Origin of the sequence: Pseudonocardia hierapolitana, from assembly GCF_007994075.1 — a bacterium.
Classification (GTDB): Bacteria; Actinomycetota; Actinomycetes; order Mycobacteriales; family Pseudonocardiaceae; genus Pseudonocardia; species Pseudonocardia hierapolitana.
Map to the genome: position 1 here is coordinate 1181422 of NZ_VIWU01000001.1, position 19101 is coordinate 1200522.

Below are 19101 nucleotides of genomic sequence, written 5' to 3' on the forward strand. Positions count from 1 at the left end.
CGTCGCCGGGAACGAACACGAGCGCCCGCAGGTCAGGCCGCCAGTGAAGCGATGCCGGCGCGCACCTCACGGGCGAAGATCTCGGGCTGTTCGAAGGCGGCGAAGTGCCCGCCACGCTCGGCGGCGTGGTAATAGCGCAGTTCGCTGAACCGCGTCCTCAGCCAACGCTCGCTGAACGCGAAGATCTCCTCGGGGAACTGCGTGTACGCGGTGGGGATCCGCACTGCTCGTTCAGGCTCGGTGCTGAGGTACTGGGCGTTCTCCCAGTACATCCGGGCTGATGATGCGGCGCTGTTCGTCAGCCAGTACATCATGACGTTGTCCAGCAGCTCGTCCCGCGAGACGGCGTTCTCCGGGTGACCGTCGCAGTCGGTCCAGGCGTAGAACTTCTCCACGATCCAGGCGAGCTGGCCGGCCGGGGAGTCGGCGAGCGAGTACCCGATCGTCTGCGGGCGGGTGGACTGCTCGGCCGCGTAGCCGTTCTCCTCGGCGAAGAACCGCTTCGTCCTGGCCAGCATCTCCCGCTCCTGCGCGGTCGGCTCACCCAGCTGATGAAGCGCCTCCGGTGAGACCAGCGCGACGTTCAGGTGCACCCCCAGCAGGCCCTCGAAGGCGCCGGCGGCCATAGCGGTGGTCACCGCCGAGCCCCAGTCACCGCCCTGCGCGTAGTAGCGGGGGTATCCGAGGTGCCCCATCAGCTCGTGCCATGCGCCGGCGATCCGCTCGATCCCGATACCGGTCCGGGACGGCTTGTCGCTGAATCCGAACCCGGGCAGTGCGGGGACCACCACGTGAAACGCATCGGCCGCCGAGCCGCCGTGCGCCTCGGGTTCGGTCAGGGGGCCGATCACGTCCAGGAACTCCACGGTGGAGCCCGGCCAGCCGTGCGTCATGATCAGCGGCCGGGCCTGCTCGTGCGGGGAGCGAACGTGCAGGAAGTGGATGCCCAGATCGCCGATCGTGGCGTGGAACTGGGGGAACGCGTTCAGGCGGGCGGCCAGCCGCTGGATGTCGTACTCGTCGGCCCAGTACTCGCACAGATCGCGGGTGTAGCTCAGCGGGATGCCCTGCGACCAGTCGTCCACCGTCTCCGGCTCGGGCCAGCGGGTACGGGCCAGCCGGTCGCGCAGATCGGCGATCTGCGCGTCGGTGATCTCTGCCCGGAAGTCGCGTATCCGGACCGGTGCGGTTCTCATTCGGGGTGACTGTCCTTCGTGGGAGTGGGACGGGATCACTGACGGACGGGGTCGACGTCGTCCCCGCCGGGCCGCCGCAGCAGCGGGGCTGAGTACCGGCGAAGGGTTTCGCTGCGCGACCGGCGCGACCGGCGCGACCGTCGGTCCGGCCGGACGGGAGCGCCCGGCTGAGCTGACGTGACGTCCCGCCTGGCGGCCTGCCGGGCGAGGATCAGCCCGCCCATGTCGAAAGGCATCGGATGCTCGCTCTCGGTGTGCAGCGGGTGGCCGTGGTGGAGGTGAACGACGGCGCCACCGGCGGACGACCGCCGCACGTCATCGCTGTCCCGCTGTTGTGCAGCGGTTGCCTCGTCCGGCATTTACTAGCGTGAAGCTAGCCGACCGGCTTTCATGATGCAAGTGCCCGAGGAGAGTCCGGCCGCTCGAGCGCTCGTGCGGCGCACCCAGGCCGTAGATATGCACCGATTGATACAGAAGGTGGTACGGTCGCTCTGTACCGGTCGATACCGAAGTCGGATCGACGCGACTCGAAGGTGGTTCTCACGCATGGGGATGCTCGACGGCAAGACGGCCGTCGTGACCGGCGCCAGCAGCGGGATCGGGCTGGCCGCCGCGCAGCGGTTGGCGGCCGAGGGGGCGCACGTGTTCCTGACCGGACGACGGGCGTCCGAGCTCGACGCAGCCGTGGCCTCCATCGGATCCGCGGCCACCGCCGTCGCGGGGGACGTCGCGGAACCGGCCGACCTGGATCGGCTCTACGACGCGGTCCGCGCACGCGGACGCGGCCTCGACGTCCTGTTCGCCAACGCGGGTGGCGCCTGGCTCGCGCCCCTCGAGAAGGCGACCGACGAGGACTACGAGCAGACCTTCGGAACCAACGTCCGAGGCACCTGGCTCTCGGTCAAGAAGGCCGTGCCACTGCTCAACGAGGGGGCGTCGGTCATCTTCAACGCTTCCATCCGCGCCGCCGACGGGTGGGAGAACTTCGGCCTGTACTCGGCCTCGAAGGCCGCGGTCCGGTCACTCGCTCGAACCTGGGCGAACGAGCTGAAGGGCCGCGGGATCCGGGTGAACTCGATCTCGCCCGGCGCGATCGACACTCCAGCGCCCGACCGGGTCGTCGGCGCGGAGGCGGCGGACGCCTTCCGGGTGCAGCTCGCAGCGGGGGTTCCGATCGGACGGCTCGGGCGCCCCGAGGAGGTGGCGGCCGCGGTGGCCTTCCTCGCCTCTGCCGACAGCAGCTTCGTCTACGGCGCGAACCTGGACATCGACGGCGGCGAGCACCAGTTCTGAGTGAAAGCTGAGTGCAAGCCGGGTTGACGCCGCCACCTACGTCAACGGCGCCGAGTGGTTCATCGACGGTGGATATGCACAGGTCTGAACCGTCGACCCCTCACAGTTCGCTCAGGAGCCGAGGTTGCGGAGGATCACCCGCGCGAACTCGGGGAGCACGACCTCGGTCTCGTACCGGTTGCGCCGTTCGACCTCGGGGACCCCGCCGTCGCGTCGGAAGACCTCCGTCCGTCCGTCGTGGACGTAACGGATGACCGCCTCCCTGTCGATCGGGTTGGGAATGCCGATCGAGCCGCGCCGCACGGAGAACTCGACTCGGGACGTCGTGCACGTCAGTTCCTGGGCGGAGCTCCGGCTCAGGCAGCTGGTGCCGTCGAGGACGGTCGGACGCTCGTCGCCGGACGGATCACGGCGGTTCTGGGCCACCATCTCCGGCGTACCGGCGATTCTGATCTCGACCGTGAGCGCGTACTCGTTGTAGCCGCCCGCAGGGTCGAAGTCCTTGTCGGGCAGTTCCACGCCGATGTCGCAGGACGCCTCGGGGACCTGGACCGTGGATGCTCGGCCGACACCGAAGACCGTCATCTCACCGGCACGGGGTTTCCGTGCGATCCGGCCGGTTCCGGGCAGGACGGTTCGCAGTCCGGTGTCGTCCAGCACCGCGCACGCGCGAGGCCAGGCGGCGGGTTCGAACAGCCCCGTCGGTCCGATCGGCCCGTCGAGCGCGACCGGGGCGGTTGCCGTGGGCGCGGCGCGCTCGAGCTGGACCGGCGCTGCCGTGGTGGGGCGGGGCGTTGCTCCGCCGGCCGTGAGCGGTGGGAGCGCCGGGGCGCAGCCGACGGCTGCGATCGCCGCGAGCACAACGAGAACGGAGGATCCCCAGGCGCGTGGCACCCGATCATCCTGTCACTCCTCGCGTTCCGGACTCCGGGCCTCGCGGCGATGCGGACCCGGATCGTAGGGCGACAGGTGACCGCACATGCCGAGCGTGGCCGCAGGCGGCTGCTCGATCCGCGCGACCGCGGCCTCCCGCAGATGCCGATGGTCGCCGGCCGCGAGCGCCTCGATCTGCTGCCCCGTGCGCCTGCTCGCCGCGGCCGCCCCCTGTTCCCAGCGATCCCGCCAGCTCGCGAGCTGCGGCCGGACGAGCGCAACGGCGGCCGCGAAGAACGCCTCCAGCGCCTCACCGTTCCCGGCCTCGCTGTGCCTGCGCAACTCGGCGAACCCTTCGATCGCGAGGTCGCGGCGCGCCCGTGCCCGGTCGGGCGATGGCCCGCCGGGTCCCGCGAGCGACACGGCCCGCTGATAGGTCTCCCGATCGGTCAGGTACTGCGGCGGGAGCGTGAGAACGGCGTCGCCCGACTCGGGCAGCCCGCTGTTCTGCATGAGCGCCACGACGCACAGGTCGCCGTCGTTCACGGCCCGATGGATGGTGCCGGGCGTGAACCAGACGACGTCGCCGGGCCGCAGGGGCGCCTCGGCGAAGCCGTCCGTGGTGAGCGTCTGCACCCGGCCGGCGCCACCGATGACGATGTAGCCCTCCGTGCAGCACAGGTGCATGTGCGGCGAGCCGCCGCACAGCCCGTCGGCCGCTTGCCACGGGTAGACCCGCAACGCGGTGATGCCCACGGCGCCGGGGAAGTCCGGCAGGGGGCCGCTCACAGTCCGCGCCTCCACGATCCGCCACAGCTCGCGGCGTAGGGCTTCGGCGCCTCACACCTGATCCGCCGGCACGCCGCGATCGACACCGAACAGCTTCGCGACACGGGTGTCGTCGGTCAAGAAGTCGAGTCGATCCGGGCGGGCGAGCCCGGCGAGCCGAGAACCGATCGGCCTGCTCCCCCGTTCGTCACTCGCCCGTTGCGGGCGGCAGCAGCGGCTGCGGCCTCCTCCGCGCGGGCCTGCTCCAGGGCCGCGATCTCCTCGGCCGGGTCCGGCGTGAGCAGCGAGCCGGGGACCGGCGCGCCGCCCATGCCGAGCTGGTTCATCCGCTTGGGCACCGGGGCACCCTGGTACTCCAGCGGGATCGCGTGGCCGTGCTCGTCGAGACCGCCCAGCGGCTGGTGCACCTCGATGAACCCGCCGTGGGGCAGCCGCTTGATGATGCCGGTCTCGATGCCGTGCTCGAGCACCGCGCGGTCGGAGCGCTGCAGCCCGATGCAGATCCGGTACGTCACCCAGTAGGCGATCGGCGGCACCACCAGCACCCCGATGCGCCCCGCCCACGTGGTGGCGTTCAGCGAGACGTCGAAGAAGTAGGCGATCAGGTCGTTGCTGCCGCACAGCACGAGAACGGCGTAGAACGAGATGGCCATGACGCCGAGCGAGGTGCGGACCGGCACGTCCCGCGGCCGCTGCAGCAGGTTGTGCAGCGCGTCGTCCTTGGTGAACCGCCGCTCGATCCACGGGTAGGCGCCCGCGAGCACGTACAGGACCGGGAGGAACGCGGGCGACGCCCAGAACGCGGGCGGGATGTTGTAGTCCCCGAGGTAGATGTCCCACGGCGGGAAGATCCGCAGCATCCCCTCGGTGAACAGCACGTACCAGTCGGGCTGGGAGCCCGCGGAGATGTGCGCCGGGTTGTACGGGCCGAAGTTCCAGATCGGGTTGATCTGGAACAACCCGCCCATCACCCCGAGCACTCCGACCGTGACCGCGAAGAACGCCCCGGCCTTCACCGCGAACGTCGGGAGGATCCGCACGCCGACGACGTTGCGCTCGCTGCGGCCGCGGCCGGGGAACTGCGTGTGCTTCTGGTACCAGATCAGCCCGAGGTGCACGGAGACCAATGCGAGCAGGGTGGCCGGGATGACCAGCACGTGCGTGATGTAGAGGAACGGGATGACCTCGGTGCCGGGGAATTCGCTGCGGAACAGCATCCAGTGCAGCCACGTGCCCACCACCGGGATGGCAAGGGTGAACCCGGAGGCGATCCGCAGCCCGGTGCCCGACAGCAGGTCGTCGGGAAGCGAGTAGCCGGTGAAGCCGGCGAAGAAGCCGGTGAACAGCATCAGCACGCCGATCACCCAGGTGGCCTCGCGCGGCTTGCGGAAGGCGCCGGTGAAGAACGTCCGGCACATGTGCACGACCATCGCGGCCAGGAACAGCAACGCCGCCCAGTGGTGCACCTGGCGGATGAACAGCCCGCCGCGGACCTCGAAGGAGATCGCGAGCGCGCTCTCGTAGGCCCGCGACATGTGGATGCCGCGCAGGTTCTCGAACGGGCCGTCGTAGACGACCTCCTCCATCGAGGGGTCGAAGAACAGCGCGAGGTAGGTGCCCGAGAGCAGCAGCACGATGAAGCTGTAGAGCGCGACCTCGCCCAGCATGAACGACCAGTGCGTCGGGAAGACCTTGTTGAACTGCCTGCGCAGCCCGGCCGCCGGGTGGTAGCGCTGGTCGAGCCCGTCGAGGGCAGCCACGACCTTCGCGTTGTCGCCCGAGCCGGTGGGCGTCGTGATCGAGCTCATGGGACGCACCGCCGCACCAGCGCCCCCCGAACCAGTGCATCAGCGTCGTTCGGCATGCACTCAAGACGCCACGGCCCGGCCGGCTGTGACACGACGTGATCGGCATCACAGCCCCCGTCTCGATGGAGGCGCGCACGGACCCGATCACCGGCGGCCCCGGGAGGGCGAGCGCGGCGGTGTAGGCGTCGATCTCACGGGGAGCGCGCAGGACAGCCGCTGCTCGCCTTCGAAGCGGACGAATGGGAGTAGGGTGCGGTGACTGGCGGCACATCGAGCGCCGACGTCCACGTCGGAGTCGTCGTCAGCGCAGGCAGCCGGTTCGAGACCGGAGGCAGGAGCGCCGACATGAGGTCGGTTCTCGGGCGTTCTCCACACCGAGCGGTTCTCGCCATCACGTCCGCGCATCACGACCCGCGACCGGTGTTTCCACGCTCGTCGACAGCCGATGGGCCCCGGACGGCGGCTGGGCGCCGCCAGTGCTCGTCGCCGCGTCACCGACCGGTTCCGCGGTCGGCCGAGCAGGGCCGGGTTGACCGCGGGAAACCGGGAGCGTCGTTCTCCCCGATCCGGACCATCCCAACCGAACATCGGAGTCACATGGAACCGCGAACGCCCCAGGACGGCCCGGAGAACGAGATGGAGATCGTCGTGACGGGGCGCAACATCGATGCGCCCGCGCGGTATCGCGAGCACATCGCCCTGAGGCTGGCCCGCCTCAAGCGCTACAGCAGCCACGTCGTCCGTTTCGACGTCATGCTCGACCACGAGACGAACTCGCACCTGCCCGCGACGAGCCACCGGGTCGAGATCACCGGCAGCGGACGAGGCCCGACGATGCGCGCCGAAGCGCACGGCCCCGACATCTCCGCGGCTCTCGAGCTCGCTGTCGGCAAACTCGAGGAGCGGCTCCGGCGGAATCACGACCGTCGTCTGATACACCACGGTCGGCACAACCCCACATCGGTCGCCGCCGCAACCGCCGCACTCAGCGGTATCCACACCACCGATCCGTCCGACTAGCGCTCCCGGGCTCGGCGATCCGTTCGACGATCTGCATGCAGGGGGTGTGACGGCGTTCAGCCGGGCGAGCGGGGATGCCGCGGCGCGCGACCGGGACCGATCTGCGCGCAGACACTGACCTGGTCGCCGTCGGCCGTGCGGAAGTCCTCCACGAGCCGCAGCCCGTCCTCGTGCTGCTCGATGCGACTCTCCGCGGTGCCGCTCACGACCGCACCGGTGGCCGCGACGACGTGCGTGAAGCGGATCGAGATCCGCCGGCCCGCCCGCGTGCCGACGAAACGGCCGATGCGTACCGTGTCGCCCTCGTATTCGCCCCAGATCATCCCGTCGCGCTCGTGGTAGTCGAAGATCGTGGGCGAGGACGGATCGACGTCGCTCGCCGTCGACGACACCATCGCGAATCGAAGCCCGTCGAGGTCGAGGTCGAGGTCGGAGGCGGATCTGCTGGCGGCCATACCGAGATCGTGCCCGGCACGGCCACCGATCGCGATCGGCAGGGGGCGAAGAACTCAGCGCCGGGGCGCCAGCACGTGCTCGATCGCCGTCGCGACGTCGGGGAAGCTCTCGACCGGTTCGGCGGTCACCCTGTCCCGCAGCACGGGCGCGCCGCCGTCGAGGTCGACGGTCAGCAGGTACAGGTCGCTGTCCCCCAGCACCAGGTACCCCTCCCGACCCGGCACATCACGCCAGAGCGTGTTCGCCGCGACCAAGCCCTGCCAGAACCCACCCGGCCCACGCGCCTCGGGGCTCTGCCAGCTGCCGTAGAGCACCAGCCCGTCCACATCGACACCGTCCTCACGGCGCAGCAGGTCGGCGTAGGCGTCCGGCAGCGTCGCCCCGAACAGCGAGCGCAACCGCTCCCGCACCGCCGCTATCGCCGCCTCGTCGGCGCCGGGCTGCACGGGCTCGTCGATCGGTGGCCGCACGCACACCACCCTACGACCGCCTCGCGAACACCCGGATCAGCCGACGGTCGCCAGCGCCCCGGGCGCGATGTCGACCTGCACCTCCGTGCCGGCATCCAGCGTGAGCACTTCCCCGTCCAGCTGGAGCGGCATCGGCTTGAGCGTGGTGAATCCGTAGTGCGTGGCGGTCGGCTGCGGCCCCAGCCCGCGGGTTGCCGCCTTGATCGCCACACCGAGGATCCGCCACTTCGCGGTGTGCGGCAGGGTGATCACCTCGAACCGCCCGTCGTCGGGCGTCCCGCCCTCACTGAGGGTGGCGTACTTGGCCATCTCGGTGATGTTGGCGAACAACAGGCTGTCGAACCTGCGCCGGCTCCCGTCCTCCAGCTCGATCGCGAACGGGCGGAACCGGGCGAAGGTCCGCACCACCGACACGATCTCCCGGACCGATCCCTTGCCCCCCTCCTCCAGGTCGACCGCGACCACCGGGGTCAGGCCGATCCCGATGTAGGAATGGGCGAATCGCGACCGCGCATCCGGCCCGCTCCCCACCGTGAGACGAAGAAGGTCGATGCGGCGCACGTCACCGGCGACCACGGCATCGGCAAGCGGACGTTCGGCGGTGGTCCGCCGGTGGTCGTTCGCGTTGCCTGCGGCCATCACCGCGCAGACCACCTCCTCGTTGCCCGCCTGCATCGCCCCGTCGACCACCTCGTTGTACCCACCGTCGCCGCTCACCGAGATGATCAGCGGACGACCCTTCGAAGCCGCTTCCCTGGCGAGGTCGCGTGCGTGCCCGGCATGCTCGGTCGGGCTGAGGCTCACCGTCGTGGTCGGCAGCCGGCCCGCAAGATCCGCCCGCAGCTCCTCGGCCAGCCGCGGCGCCTCCCCCGTGCTCTGCGGATTGAAGATCACGACGATCCGGTCGAAAGAGGTCACACCCGACCGTAGCCTCGGCGGACACGGGCATGCAGTCCGGCGGCGAGCCGGCGGGCGCGTGCGGATCGGTCTCGGCGAGCTCACCGAGCGGGCATCCGCCGTCGCACTGGTGCTCGTGCCGGAGAACCCGCAGGGGACTACTTCACGATGCCGACATGCCCCCGGTTCATGGTGAGCGCGACCGCGGAAACGATCACCGCGCCGTACACGATCTGCTCGTAGCTCGGGTCCACGCCCATCACCGACATGCCGATGCGCAGGACCGCGATGAGCAGGGCGCCCACCAGCGTGCGCAGCGGGCCGCCGACACCGCCGGTGATCGCGGTGCCGCCGACGACGACCGCGGCGATCGCCGGGAGCAGCAACGAGTCCGCCAAGGTCGGGGCACCGCTGAACTGGGAGGCTGCCAGTACGACGGAGGCGAGGCCTGCGCACAGCCCCGACAGGGCGAACGCCAGGACCCGCAGCCGCGGCGTGCGCGCGCCCGACATCAGCGCCGCGCGTTCGGCCCGGCCCATCGCGTGCAGGGCGCGGCCGTTCGCGAGCACCCGCATGAGGGCCGCCGCGACGAGCACCGCCACGATCGCCAGCACCGCCGCGATCGGCAGCCCGGCGACCCGCAGATCGCGCAGCCAGAAGATCGTGTCGTAACCCTCGGCGATGGAGATCGTCGAGGCGCCGGACACCGTGAGTGCCACGCCCGACCACAACCCCATCGCGCCGAGCGTCACCACGAACGACGGGACCTGGGCGTACGCGCTCACGGCGCCGTTGAGCGCGCCGGCGAGGGTGGTGGCGGCGAGCGTGGCGAGCACACCCCCCACGCCCGCCGACGGCAGCCACGACGCGAGCAGCACTGTGCCGAGCGAGGCGAGCACGGCGACCGACAGGTCGATGCCACCGATGAGGATCACGAACGTCTGCCCGAGGGCGAGCAGCAGCAGCGGCGCGGCCCCCTCCAGCAGCGCGCGCAGGCTCGCCGCACCGAGGAAGGACGGTTCCCGGCTCGCGACAGCGAGCACGAGCACCACGAGCACCGCGGCGGGCACGGCGGCGACGACCCGCTCGCGCAGGTCGTCGCGGCGGAGGAACGACACGCTGGTCATGGGGGTCACACCATCTGCTCGACGAGATCGACCTGGGTGGGTTTCGCGCCGGCCGGCGCGTCGAGGCGGGCGGTCACCCGGCCGTCGCGCATGACGACGACCCGGTGGCTGAGCGCGATCGTCTCCTCGAGCGTGTCCGAGAGCAGGACGATCGCCAGCCCGCGTTCGCACATCTCCCGCACCAGGCGGTAGACGTCCTCCTTGGCCCCGACGTCGAGGCCGCGGGTGGGGTGGTCGAGGACGAGCACCCGCAGCCGCGGCGAGACGAGCCATTTGGCGAGCGCCACCTTCTGCTGGTTGCCGCCCGACAGCGTCGCGATGTCCGTTCCGGGACCGGGCGTGCGGATGCGCAGCCGCTCGATCCACCGCGCCACGATCCCGCGGCGGCGCCGGGGGTCGACGAACGGTCCGGCGGAGACCGGGGAGCGGTCGGCGAGCAGGATGTTGTCGGCCACCGACATCCCCATCGCCACGCCCTCGAAGCGGCGCTCCGCGGGGATGTAGCCGATGCCGGCGTGCACGGCGTCGGCGGGCGACCGGAAGCGCACCGGCGTCCCGGCCAGTCGCATCTCGCCCGCGTCCACCGGCTCCGCGCCGAACAGGGCGCGCGCGAGGTCCTCCCGCCCGGACCCGACCACGCCCGCGACGCCGAGGACCTCGCCGCGGCGCACCGACAGCGACACGTCGGTGAAGCTGCCAGCCCGGGTGAGACCGGTGACGCCGAGCACCTCCTGGGCGCCGTCGACGTCGCCCTGGGCGTCCTCGCGGTAGTAGCTGCCGGTGCTCTCCCGGCCCACCATCAGCCGGTAGAGCTCCTGCACGTCGACGTCGGCGGGGTCGCGCTCGGCGACGCAGCGCCCGTCCTTGAGGACGTAGACGCGGTCGGAGACGCGCAGCACCTCGTCGAGCCGGTGCGAGACGAACACGACCGACGCCCGGGTGCGCAGCCGCTCGATCTGCGCGAACAGCACCTCGGTGTCGTCGCCGTCGAGCACGGACGTCGGCTCGTCGAACACGATGACCGGTTCGGTGTCGGCCGGCCCGTCGAGGTGGTCCTCGACCGACAGCGCCTTGGCGACCTCCACCATCTGCCGCTGCGCGAACGTCAGCGCGTCGACGCGGGCCGTCGGCGGGATGGGCGAGCCGATCTTGTCCAGCTGCGCCTGCGCCCGCCTGTTCAGCTCCGGCCAGCGGTAGATCCCGCCGCGCACGGCCGATCCCTCGAAGCCGAGCATGAGGTTCTCCGCCACCGACACCGACGCGACGAGCGACTGCTCCTGGTGCACGATCCCGACGCCCGCCCGTGCCGCGTCACGCGGCCCGGTGAACCGCCGGGCCTGCCCGCGCACGAGCAGCTCGCCCTCGTCGGGCTGGTACACCCCGGAGAGGATCTTCAGCAGCGTCGACTTCCCGGCCCCGTTCTCCCCGATCAGCCCGACGACCTCGCGCGGCCGCACGGTGATGCTCACGTCGTCGAGGGCGACGACACCGGGGAAGCGCTTGGTCACCCCGCGGAGCTCGAGGGCGGCCGTGCTCATTTCACCACCCGCGTGCGCCGCCGCTGGGTCCACACGGTCGCGGCGATCGCCACGACGATCACCACGCCCTGCACCGAGCGCTGGATCGCCGGGTCCACCCCGACGAGGATCAGCCCGTTGGCGAGCACGCTGATCAGCAGCGCGCCGACGAGCGTCTGCAGCACCCCGCCGCGGCCGCCGGACAGCAACGTCCCGCCGACGACCACCGCCGTGATCGTGGCGAACAGCTGCCCCGATCCGATCTGCACGTCGCCGACGCCGAGCCGGGTCGCGGCCATCACGCCGGCCAGGCCCGCGGCCGAACCCGCGAGCACGAACGCCCACACCTTGTAGCGCGCGACCGGCAGCCCGGCGAGCCTGGCGATCTGCTCGTCGCCGCCGACGAGCAGGATCGTGCGCCCCACCCGGGTATAGCGCTGCACGAGGTAGCCGAGCAGCAGCACGGCGAGAGCGAGCAGCGCCAGGCGGGAGACGCCGAGGACCCGGTCGGTGCCCCACAGCCGCAGCCCCTCGTCGAGCATGCGCGGCGGCTGCCCGCCGAACAGAACCGTGGCGATCCCGGTGCCGATCGCCCCGGTGCCGAGCGTGACCATGAACGAGGGGATCCGCAGCCGGGTGTGCAGCAGGCCGTTGACCAGCCCGAACAACGCGCCCACGCCGACGCCACCGAGGACGGCGAGGTAGCCGAGGTCGTTGCCGTTGCGGTCGTTGGCCGCCAGCAGGACCGCGACCAGGGACGAGGTCGCCATCACGCCCTCGACGGACAGGTCGATGCTGCCGAGCAGGATCACGAACGTCGCGCCGGCGGCGAGCACGAGCAGGATGGCGGTCTGGTCGGCGATGCTGCCGGCGTTGCCCGCCGTCAGGAACCGGTCGGTCAGCAGCGAGAACACCGCGGCGAGCGCCACCAGGGCGAGCACCGGCCCGGCGTCGATCACCCGGCGGGCCAGCGGGGTGGGGGCGAGGACGGACGGCCTCGCCCCCACCACCGCCGTCCCCGGTCGGGCAGCGTTCATTCGAGGGCGCCCGTGTTGCGAGCGAGCGGGTCGGCGATGTCGTCGGCGAGGTCGGCCTCGGTGGGCGGGGTGAGGAAGTCCGCGACGTTGTCCTTCGTGATCACGAACTGCTCGCCGTAGAACGCGCGGTCGCCGGGGCTCGCGGCGGCGACGTCGTACTGACCGGTGGCGGCCTTGTACGCGAGTGCGAGACCCGCGGCGCCCTGCCAGTAGGCGTCCGAGGACACCGTCGCGACGTAACCGCTGTCGCCTGCCTGGATGGCTTCGAGGGCCTCGGGCACCGCGTCGTTGCCGACGATCGGCACCTGTCCGGCCAGCCCGGCCGCACGCAGGGCCTCCAGCGCGCCGAGGGCCATGTCGTCGTTGGCCGCCCAGATCCCCTTGACCTGCCCGCTGTGCTTGGCGAGCAGCGTCTGGGTCACCTGGAACGCCTTGTTCCGGTTCCACTCGGCGGTCTGCTGGTCGAGCAGCTGCACGCCGGGGTTCTCCTGCAGGGCCTTCTCCAACCCGGCGAAGCGCTGCTTGGCCGGGACGTTGTCGAGGATGCCCTGCAAGGCGATGATGCCGCCGCTGCCGCCCATGGCGGAGATCAGCGCCTTCGCGGTCTCGTAGCCGCCGACGCGACCGTCGAACGTGACGTGGGCGACCCAGCCGTTGCCGACGTCGGCGGGCGCGAGCTCGTCGGGCTTGTTCCAGTGCGTGACGACGTGGCCGCCCGCCTCCTGCACCGCCCGGACGATCGCCTGCGTGTCCGATGAGGTGTTCGGGTCGACGTTGAGCACGACCGTGCTGCCGCCGCTGAGCACCGACTTGATCTGGTTGAGCTGCTGCTGGGAGTCGCCCTCGTTCGCGAGGGTCTGCACCGGCATCCCGACCGACCGGGCGAACATCTCGCCGCCCTTCGCCCAGTTGGCGTGGTAGGGGTTGGACAGGCTGCGGATCGACTGCACGAGCACCACATTCTCCGGCGCCGCGGGGGCGGAGCGATTCGCCGCGTCCTCGCTGGCCGACGAGCAGCCGGCGGCGAACAGGGCGAGCAGCGCCGCACCGGCGGCGGTGATGCGAGTACGCGATCCGCGCAGGACGGAGCGCTTCGGGACACTCATCTTCGAGCCTCTCGGGGAAGGACGGCCGGCACGACGCCGGTCGGGACTGCTGTGAGCGGGCGGGGAGCGTCAGGCGGTGTCGCCGACCGAGACGAGCACCTTCACCTGCTGCGGGTCGGCCGAGGCCGCGAACGCCTCGGCGGCCCGGTCGAGCGGGTAGACGGCGGTGACGAGCTCGTCGGCCGCCACCGCCCCGGAGGAGAGCAGCGCGATCGCCTGCTCCACGTCCTCCCGGACGTACATGAGGCTGCCGATCACCGAGATCTCCCGGTCCTGCACCAGGTGCAGCGGGATCGAGGTGGGACCGGCGGCGATGCCGACGACCATCACCGTGCCGCCCTTGTCGACCAGCTCGACGGCCTGGGCCATCGAGCCGGCGGAGGCGACGCAGTCGAACACCACGTCGGCGCCCTGCAGCACGGCGGCCGCCCGGTCGACCAGGTCGGGGGCGTCGGCGCGCAGCGCCTCGGCGGCGCCCAGGCGCCGGGCCCGGTCCAGCTTCTCGGGCAGCACGTCGGTGACGACCACGACCTCGGCGCCCGCGGCCCGCGCCGCGACCAGCACGAGCAGCCCGATCGGGCCCGCGCCGAGCACGGCCACCCGGCTGCCCGCTCGGAGCCCCGCTCTCCGCACCGCGTGCACCGGCGTGGCGAGCGGCTCCACCAGCGCGGCGAGCTCGTCGGACATGCCGTCGGGGATCCGGTGCAGCCGGTCGCGGGCCACGACGAACACGTCGCCCATGCCGCCCGGCGTCTGGCAGCCGAAGACGGCGAGGTTGCGGCAGATGTTGTAGCGGCCGTCGCGGCACTGCGGGCACTCGCCGCAGGTCAGGTTGGGTTCGAGCACGACGCGGTCGCCCGCGGCGAGGTCGGTGACCCCCTCCCCCACCTGCTCGACGACGCCGACCACCTCGTGGCCGGGCCGGTAGGGCCGGTCGATGAACGGGTGGTGCCCGGCCGCTGCGTGCACGTCGGTGCCGCAGATGCCGACCAGCCGGCTCGCGACCAGCACCTGCCCCGGCGCGGGCGGCCCCGGCCGGGGCACCTCCATCACCTCGATGTCCTCGGACGAGGTCACGACGACCTGGCGCATGTTGCTCATGGCACTTCCCTCCGCGGTCAGAAGACCGTGTAGCCGCCGTCGACGACCAGCACGGAACCGGTCATGAACGACGCGGCGTCGCTGGCGAGGAACACGACGCTCGGCGAGATCTCCTCGGGCATCGCGTAGCGCTGCTGCGGCGCGTCCTCGATCCAGTAGCGCCGCAGCTCGGGCCGGTGCACCGGCGACATCTCGGTCTTGACGTAACCCGGTGCCACCGCGTTGACCCGGATGCCGTCCGGGGCCCATTCGGCGGCGAGCGACCGCGTCAGGTGGTGTACCGCGGCCTTCGACGCGTTGTAGGCCGGCTGCCACTGCGGCCGGTTGACGACGAAGCCCGACATCGAGCCGACGTTCACGATCGACCCGCCGCCGTGCGCGCGCATGTGCCGGCCGGCGGCCCGGCTGCACTTCCACAGCGCCCGCACGTTGAGGTCGAACACCGTGTCCCACTCCTCGTCCGGCACGTCCCATGACGGGTTGTGGAAGCAGGCGCCCGCGTTGTTGACGAGGATGTCGAGACCGCCGAGGCCCGCCACCGTCTCGGCGACGGCGCGGTCGACGTCGGCCGCCACGGTGATGTCCCCGGTGATCGGGAGGACGTCAACGCCCTCGGCGGCGAGCTCCGCGACCGTGGCGGCGTTGCGGTCGGCGTCCCGGGCCACGAAGGCGACGCGGGCGCCCGCCTGCGCCAGCGCGAGGGTGAACGATTTGCCGAGGCCGCGGTTCCCACCCGTGACGAGCGCGGTGCGGCCGTCGAGGCGGAACGTGTCGAGGACGCCCATCAGAAGACGCTGCTCGGGTCGTAGTACTCCGACACGTTCTCGCAGCCGATGCCCGCCGCCTGGGTGAGCGAGATCTTCTGGACCGTGGCCGGGTCGAGCTGCCCGGTGGCCACGCCGACCGCGATGTCGAAGACCTGCTCCGCGGCCAGGCTCGGCGAGTTCAGCCCGGTGGAGACGTACTGCCCGGTGCACCCGCCGTTCGCGATCTCGGCGAGCGCCTCCTTCTGCCCGTCGGCCGCCGCGGCGACGAGGACCGTGCTGTTGCCCTGGTTGCGGAGCACGCTCAGCGCACCGAGGGCCATCGAGTCGTTCAGGCCGAGCACCAGGTCGGTCTCCGGGTGCGCGGCGAGCATCGACTCGGTGGCCGGGACCGCCTCCTCCTGGGTGTAGGTGGCTGTCGCGGAGGCGACGACCTCCGGGGTCACCCCGCCCTCGGTGAGCCCGGCGAGGAAGCCCTCCTGTCGGGCCGGTCCGACGATCTCGTCGTTCGGGCCGCCGTTGAGGATCGCCACCTGGATCGTGGCGCCCGAGCCGAAGCGCTGCGCGGTGAGCAGGCCCGACAGGCGCCCGATCTCCTTGTTGTTCGACTGCACCGCGGTGAGCCCGACGTCCGGGATCGAGGTGTCGACGAACAGCACGGGCACCTCACCCGCGGCCTGCTCCAGCTGGGTGCGCTGGGTCTCCGGGCTGATCGCGTTGACGACCAGCGCGTCGACGCCCTGGGCGAGCATCGCCTGCACCTGGTTGAGCTGGGTGACCGGGTCGCCGCCTGCGTTCTGGAACAGCAGGTGGAAGCCCTCGGCCCGGGCGCGCTCCTGCGCCATCGCCTCCATGGCCGCGTAGTACGGCGCGTCCATCTGACGTTGGGCGAAGCCGATAGTCACCTCGCTGACCGGCTTCGGCTCCTGCGCCTGGTCCGGTGAGGAGTTCGAGCCGACGGTGCCGCAGGCGGACAGCAGCGCGAGGGACGCGGCCGCCGCGACGGCGAGGAGGCGGGGGGTGCGCATGGGTTCTCCGGGGTTCTCGGGTGTTCGTCGGGGTTCGTCAGTGACCGCGCCGGGTGCCGGTGCGGCCGATGGTGGCCAGCGCCACCGCGAGCAGGATCAGGGCGCCGCGGAAGGCGTCCTGCAGGAACGTCGAGACGTTGAGCAGCACGAGCAGGTTCGTGATGACGCCGAAGATCGCGGTACCGACGACGGCGCCGAACACGCGGCCCTGCCCGCCGGCCAGCCGCGCCCCGCCGATGACGACGGCGGCGATCGCGTCCAGCTCGAAGAGGGTGCCTGCGGTCGGTGTGCCCGCCCCGACCCGGGACGCCAGCAGGAACCCGCCGAGGCCGACGAGCAGCCCGGCGATGACGTAGACGGCCAGGAGCGTGCCGCGCACCGGCACGCCCGAGGCGTGGGCGGCCTCCCGCGTGCTGCCGACGGCGTACACGCGGCGGCCGAAGACCGTGCGGCGCAGCAGGAACGCCATGCCGACGGCGACGGCGACCCAGAGGATGCCGAGCACCGGCACCCCGAGCACGGTGGCGGTGCCGGCCACCGTGAACGCGGGATCCGCGGGCCGGACCGGCACGCCCTCCGTGTAGGCGTACACCAGCCCGCGGGCCAGCGCGAGCATGCCGAGGGTGACGATGAACGGCTCCAGGCCGCGGAACGCGACGAGGAACCCGTTGACGGCCCCCAGCAGCGCCCCGACGCCCAGCGCCACCAGCACCGACACGATCACCGACGACCCGCCGAAGAGGCCGGCCGACAGCACGCAGGCCAACCCCAGCACCGAGCCGACGCTGATGTCGATGCCGCCGGACACCACGACGATGAACTGCGCCAGCGCGACGATGCCGATCACCGACATCTGCAGCACGAGGTTCTCGAGGTTGCGCGTGGAGAGGAACGCGTCGGAGAGCATCGCCGCGAGCACCACCAGCGCGACGAGGATGAGCAGCGGGTACTGGTTGCGCAGCCACGCCCCGCCGCGGCCGGCCCACGCGCGCGGCGCCGCACCGGCGTCGGGGGCGGTCCGGGCGGTCTTCTCGGTGACGGTCATGCGGCGTCCCCTCCCTGGGCGGCGTCTTCTCTCGGGGCCCCGCCCAGGGCGGCGCGGATGAGGTCCTCGGTCGAGGCCTGCGCGGCGTCGAGCTCGGCGACCAGCCGGCCGTCGCGCAGCACGAGCACGCGGTGGCACAGCAGCAGGGCTTCCTCGGCCTCGCTGGTGACCACCAGGACGGCCTTGTCCTGCTGGGACAGGCTGTGGATGATCTCGTAGATGTTCAGCCGGGCGCCGACGTCGATGCCCTTGGTCGGCTCGTCGAGCACGATCACGTCCGGGTCGGCGGCGAGCCACTTGGCGAGGCAGACCTTCTGCTGGTTGCCGCCCGACAGGGCACGGGTCGGCGTCTGCGGGCCGCCCTTGACCTGGAACCGCTCGATCAGGTCGCTCACCTGTGCCCGCTCGTCGCGGCGGCGCACCACACCGGCCGTGGCGAGCCGCGGCAGCGTGACGAGGCTGAGGTTCTCGGCATTGCTGAACTCGGCGACGAAGCCCTCGCGGCGCCGGTCCTCGGTGAGGTACGCGACGCCGTGCCGCAGCGCGGCGCCGGGGCTGCGCATCGTCACCGGCCGGCCACCGATCTCGACGGTGCCGGCGCGGGGTTGCTGCTGGCCGGAGACCGAGCGCGCGACCGACGAGCGGCCGCTCCCGACCAGCCCGTAGATCCCGACGACCTCGCCGCCCCGCACCTCGAACGACACGTCGGTGGCCGAGCCCGCGTGCAGGCCGCGCACCGCCAGCGCCGGCGGTCGCCCCTCGGCGCGGTGCGCTGGCGGCCGCTCCAGTGCCCGCACCCCCTCGCCGATCATCAGCGTGGTGACCTCGGCCGGGTCGGTGTCGGCGGTGCGCAGCACCGTGACGAGCCGGCCGCCGCGCAGCACGGCGATGCGGTCCGAGAGCGCGAACACCTCGGGCATCCGGTGCGAGACGAACACGACGGCGGTGCCCGCGGCCTTCTCCGCGGCCACCATCTCCTGCACGTCGGCGAAGTGCTCCTCGGTGGTGGAGGCGGTGGTCTCGTCGAGGATCAGCACCTTGTGCGGGGTGACCCGGGCGCGGGCGAGCGCGAGCATCTGCCGCTGCCCCGGGGCGAGGGACCCGGCGAGCCGGCCGGGCGCGACGTCGCCGAGGCCGACGTCGCGCAGGGCCTGCCGGGTGAGCTCGTCGTCGCTGCGGCGGGCGAGCGACCAGGGCCGGATGTCGCGCCCCGCACGCAGCCGGTAGAGCCACACGTTCTCGCCCACGGTGAAGTCGTCGACGATCAGCGGCTCCTGGTGCATGAGCATGATCCCGGCACGGTCGGCCTCCGCGGGGTCGGCGACTGGCTCGGGGTGCCCGGCGACCCGGATCTCACCGGCGGTGGGGGCCTCCTGGCCGGCCAGCAGCCGGGCGAAGGTGGACTTGCCTGCGCCGTTGGCGCCGCAGATCGCGAGCACCTCGCCCGCTCGGCCGTCGAGGTCGAGGTCGGAGAGCGCCTGCACACCCGGATAGCTCTTGCTCACGCCGCTGGCGGAGAAGACCACCTCGTCCACTGCCTGCACCTCCTCATGCCTTCGGTCATCGCATACCTG

General features: G+C 71.9%; 18 protein-coding genes. 2 read left to right on the forward strand and 16 right to left on the reverse strand.

Annotation, left to right across the window (positions count from 1 at the left end):
- Positions 1 to 32: 32 nt before the first annotated feature.
- On the reverse strand, positions 33 to 1196 hold the full coding sequence (locus FHX44_RS05700; RefSeq protein WP_147254501.1) for an epoxide hydrolase family protein: 1164 nt from the start codon (positions 1194 to 1196) through the stop codon (positions 33 to 35).
- A 546-nt stretch (positions 1197 to 1742) separates the two neighbouring features.
- Between FHX44_RS05700 and FHX44_RS05705 the strand changes: the two genes are divergently transcribed.
- Positions 1743 to 2489, forward strand: a complete 747-nt coding sequence (locus FHX44_RS05705) for an SDR family NAD(P)-dependent oxidoreductase (protein WP_147254502.1) — start codon at positions 1743 to 1745, stop codon at positions 2487 to 2489.
- A gap of 111 nt (positions 2490 to 2600) precedes the next feature.
- On the opposite strand, the gene FHX44_RS05710 is transcribed toward FHX44_RS05705, so the two are convergent.
- From FHX44_RS05710 to qcrB, 3 genes are all read right to left on the reverse strand, one after another.
- Positions 2601 to 3383, reverse strand: a complete 783-nt coding sequence (locus tag FHX44_RS05710; protein WP_147254503.1) for a hypothetical protein — start codon at positions 3381 to 3383, stop codon at positions 2601 to 2603.
- Between the two features lie 12 nt (positions 3384 to 3395).
- A complete protein-coding gene (locus FHX44_RS05715) occupies positions 3396 to 4151 on the reverse strand; it encodes a cupin domain-containing protein (RefSeq protein WP_212612345.1) in 756 nt (251 codons plus the stop codon).
- A 116-nt stretch (positions 4152 to 4267) separates the two neighbouring features.
- Positions 4268 to 5959: a cytochrome bc1 complex cytochrome b subunit gene (gene qcrB / locus FHX44_RS05720; protein ID WP_212612346.1), complete on the reverse strand. Its 1692-nt coding sequence runs from the start codon at positions 5957 to 5959 to the stop codon at positions 4268 to 4270.
- A gap of 636 nt (positions 5960 to 6595) precedes the next feature.
- On the opposite strand from qcrB, the gene hpf reads away from it, so the two are divergent.
- Entirely contained in the window at positions 6596 to 6979 is a 384-nt protein-coding gene (gene hpf, locus FHX44_RS41970) for a ribosome hibernation-promoting factor, HPF/YfiA family (protein WP_170308792.1), read from the forward strand.
- 56 nt (positions 6980 to 7035) lie between these two features.
- Here hpf and FHX44_RS05730 read toward each other — a convergent pair whose 3' ends face one another.
- The 12 genes from FHX44_RS05730 to FHX44_RS05785 form a co-directional block, all read right to left on the reverse strand.
- The gene (locus tag FHX44_RS05730; protein ID WP_212612347.1) at positions 7036 to 7434 is read right to left on the reverse strand and encodes an avidin-fold protein; all 399 of its coding nucleotides are present in this window, start codon (positions 7432 to 7434) and stop codon (positions 7036 to 7038) included.
- 54 nt (positions 7435 to 7488) lie between these two features.
- A complete protein-coding gene (locus FHX44_RS05735) occupies positions 7489 to 7905 on the reverse strand; it encodes a YrhA family protein (protein ID WP_147254505.1) in 417 nt (138 codons plus the stop codon).
- Positions 7906 to 7941: 36 nt separating this feature from the next.
- On the reverse strand, positions 7942 to 8823 hold the full coding sequence (locus FHX44_RS05740; RefSeq protein WP_147254506.1) for a diacylglycerol/lipid kinase family protein: 882 nt from the start codon (positions 8821 to 8823) through the stop codon (positions 7942 to 7944).
- A gap of 137 nt (positions 8824 to 8960) precedes the next feature.
- Complete coding sequence (locus FHX44_RS05745) at positions 8961 to 9929, reverse strand: ABC transporter permease (RefSeq protein ID WP_147254507.1); 969 nt, start codon at positions 9927 to 9929, stop codon at positions 8961 to 8963.
- Between the two features lie 5 nt (positions 9930 to 9934).
- The gene (locus tag FHX44_RS05750; protein WP_147254508.1) at positions 9935 to 11467 is read right to left on the reverse strand and encodes a sugar ABC transporter ATP-binding protein; all 1533 of its coding nucleotides are present in this window, start codon (positions 11465 to 11467) and stop codon (positions 9935 to 9937) included.
- Positions 11464 to 12456: an ABC transporter permease gene (locus tag FHX44_RS05755; RefSeq protein ID WP_246170229.1), complete on the reverse strand. Its 993-nt coding sequence runs from the start codon at positions 12454 to 12456 to the stop codon at positions 11464 to 11466. The genes FHX44_RS05750 and FHX44_RS05755 overlap by 4 nt, the downstream gene beginning before the upstream one ends.
- Before the next feature lie 23 nt (positions 12457 to 12479).
- Positions 12480 to 13589: a sugar ABC transporter substrate-binding protein gene (locus FHX44_RS05760; protein ID WP_147254510.1), complete on the reverse strand. Its 1110-nt coding sequence runs from the start codon at positions 13587 to 13589 to the stop codon at positions 12480 to 12482.
- A gap of 69 nt (positions 13590 to 13658) precedes the next feature.
- Positions 13659 to 14690: a zinc-dependent alcohol dehydrogenase gene (locus FHX44_RS05765; RefSeq protein WP_147254511.1), complete on the reverse strand. Its 1032-nt coding sequence runs from the start codon at positions 14688 to 14690 to the stop codon at positions 13659 to 13661.
- Positions 14691 to 14707: 17 nt separating this feature from the next.
- A complete protein-coding gene (locus tag FHX44_RS05770; protein ID WP_147254512.1) occupies positions 14708 to 15475 on the reverse strand; it encodes an SDR family NAD(P)-dependent oxidoreductase in 768 nt (255 codons plus the stop codon).
- Positions 15475 to 16482 carry a substrate-binding domain-containing protein gene (locus FHX44_RS05775; RefSeq protein WP_147254513.1) on the reverse strand — a complete coding sequence of 336 codons (1008 nt, stop codon included), beginning with the start codon at positions 16480 to 16482 and terminating at the stop codon, positions 15475 to 15477. Before FHX44_RS05775 ends, FHX44_RS05770 begins: the two co-directional genes overlap by 1 nt.
- A gap of 37 nt (positions 16483 to 16519) precedes the next feature.
- Positions 16520 to 17527 (reverse strand): ABC transporter permease, encoded by a 1008-nt coding sequence (locus FHX44_RS05780; protein ID WP_147254514.1) that lies wholly within the window; start codon positions 17525 to 17527, stop codon positions 16520 to 16522.
- On the reverse strand, positions 17524 to 19062 hold the full coding sequence (locus FHX44_RS05785) for a sugar ABC transporter ATP-binding protein (protein WP_212612348.1): 1539 nt from the start codon (positions 19060 to 19062) through the stop codon (positions 17524 to 17526). Before FHX44_RS05785 ends, FHX44_RS05780 begins: the two co-directional genes overlap by 4 nt.
- Positions 19063 to 19101 lie beyond the last annotated feature (39 nt).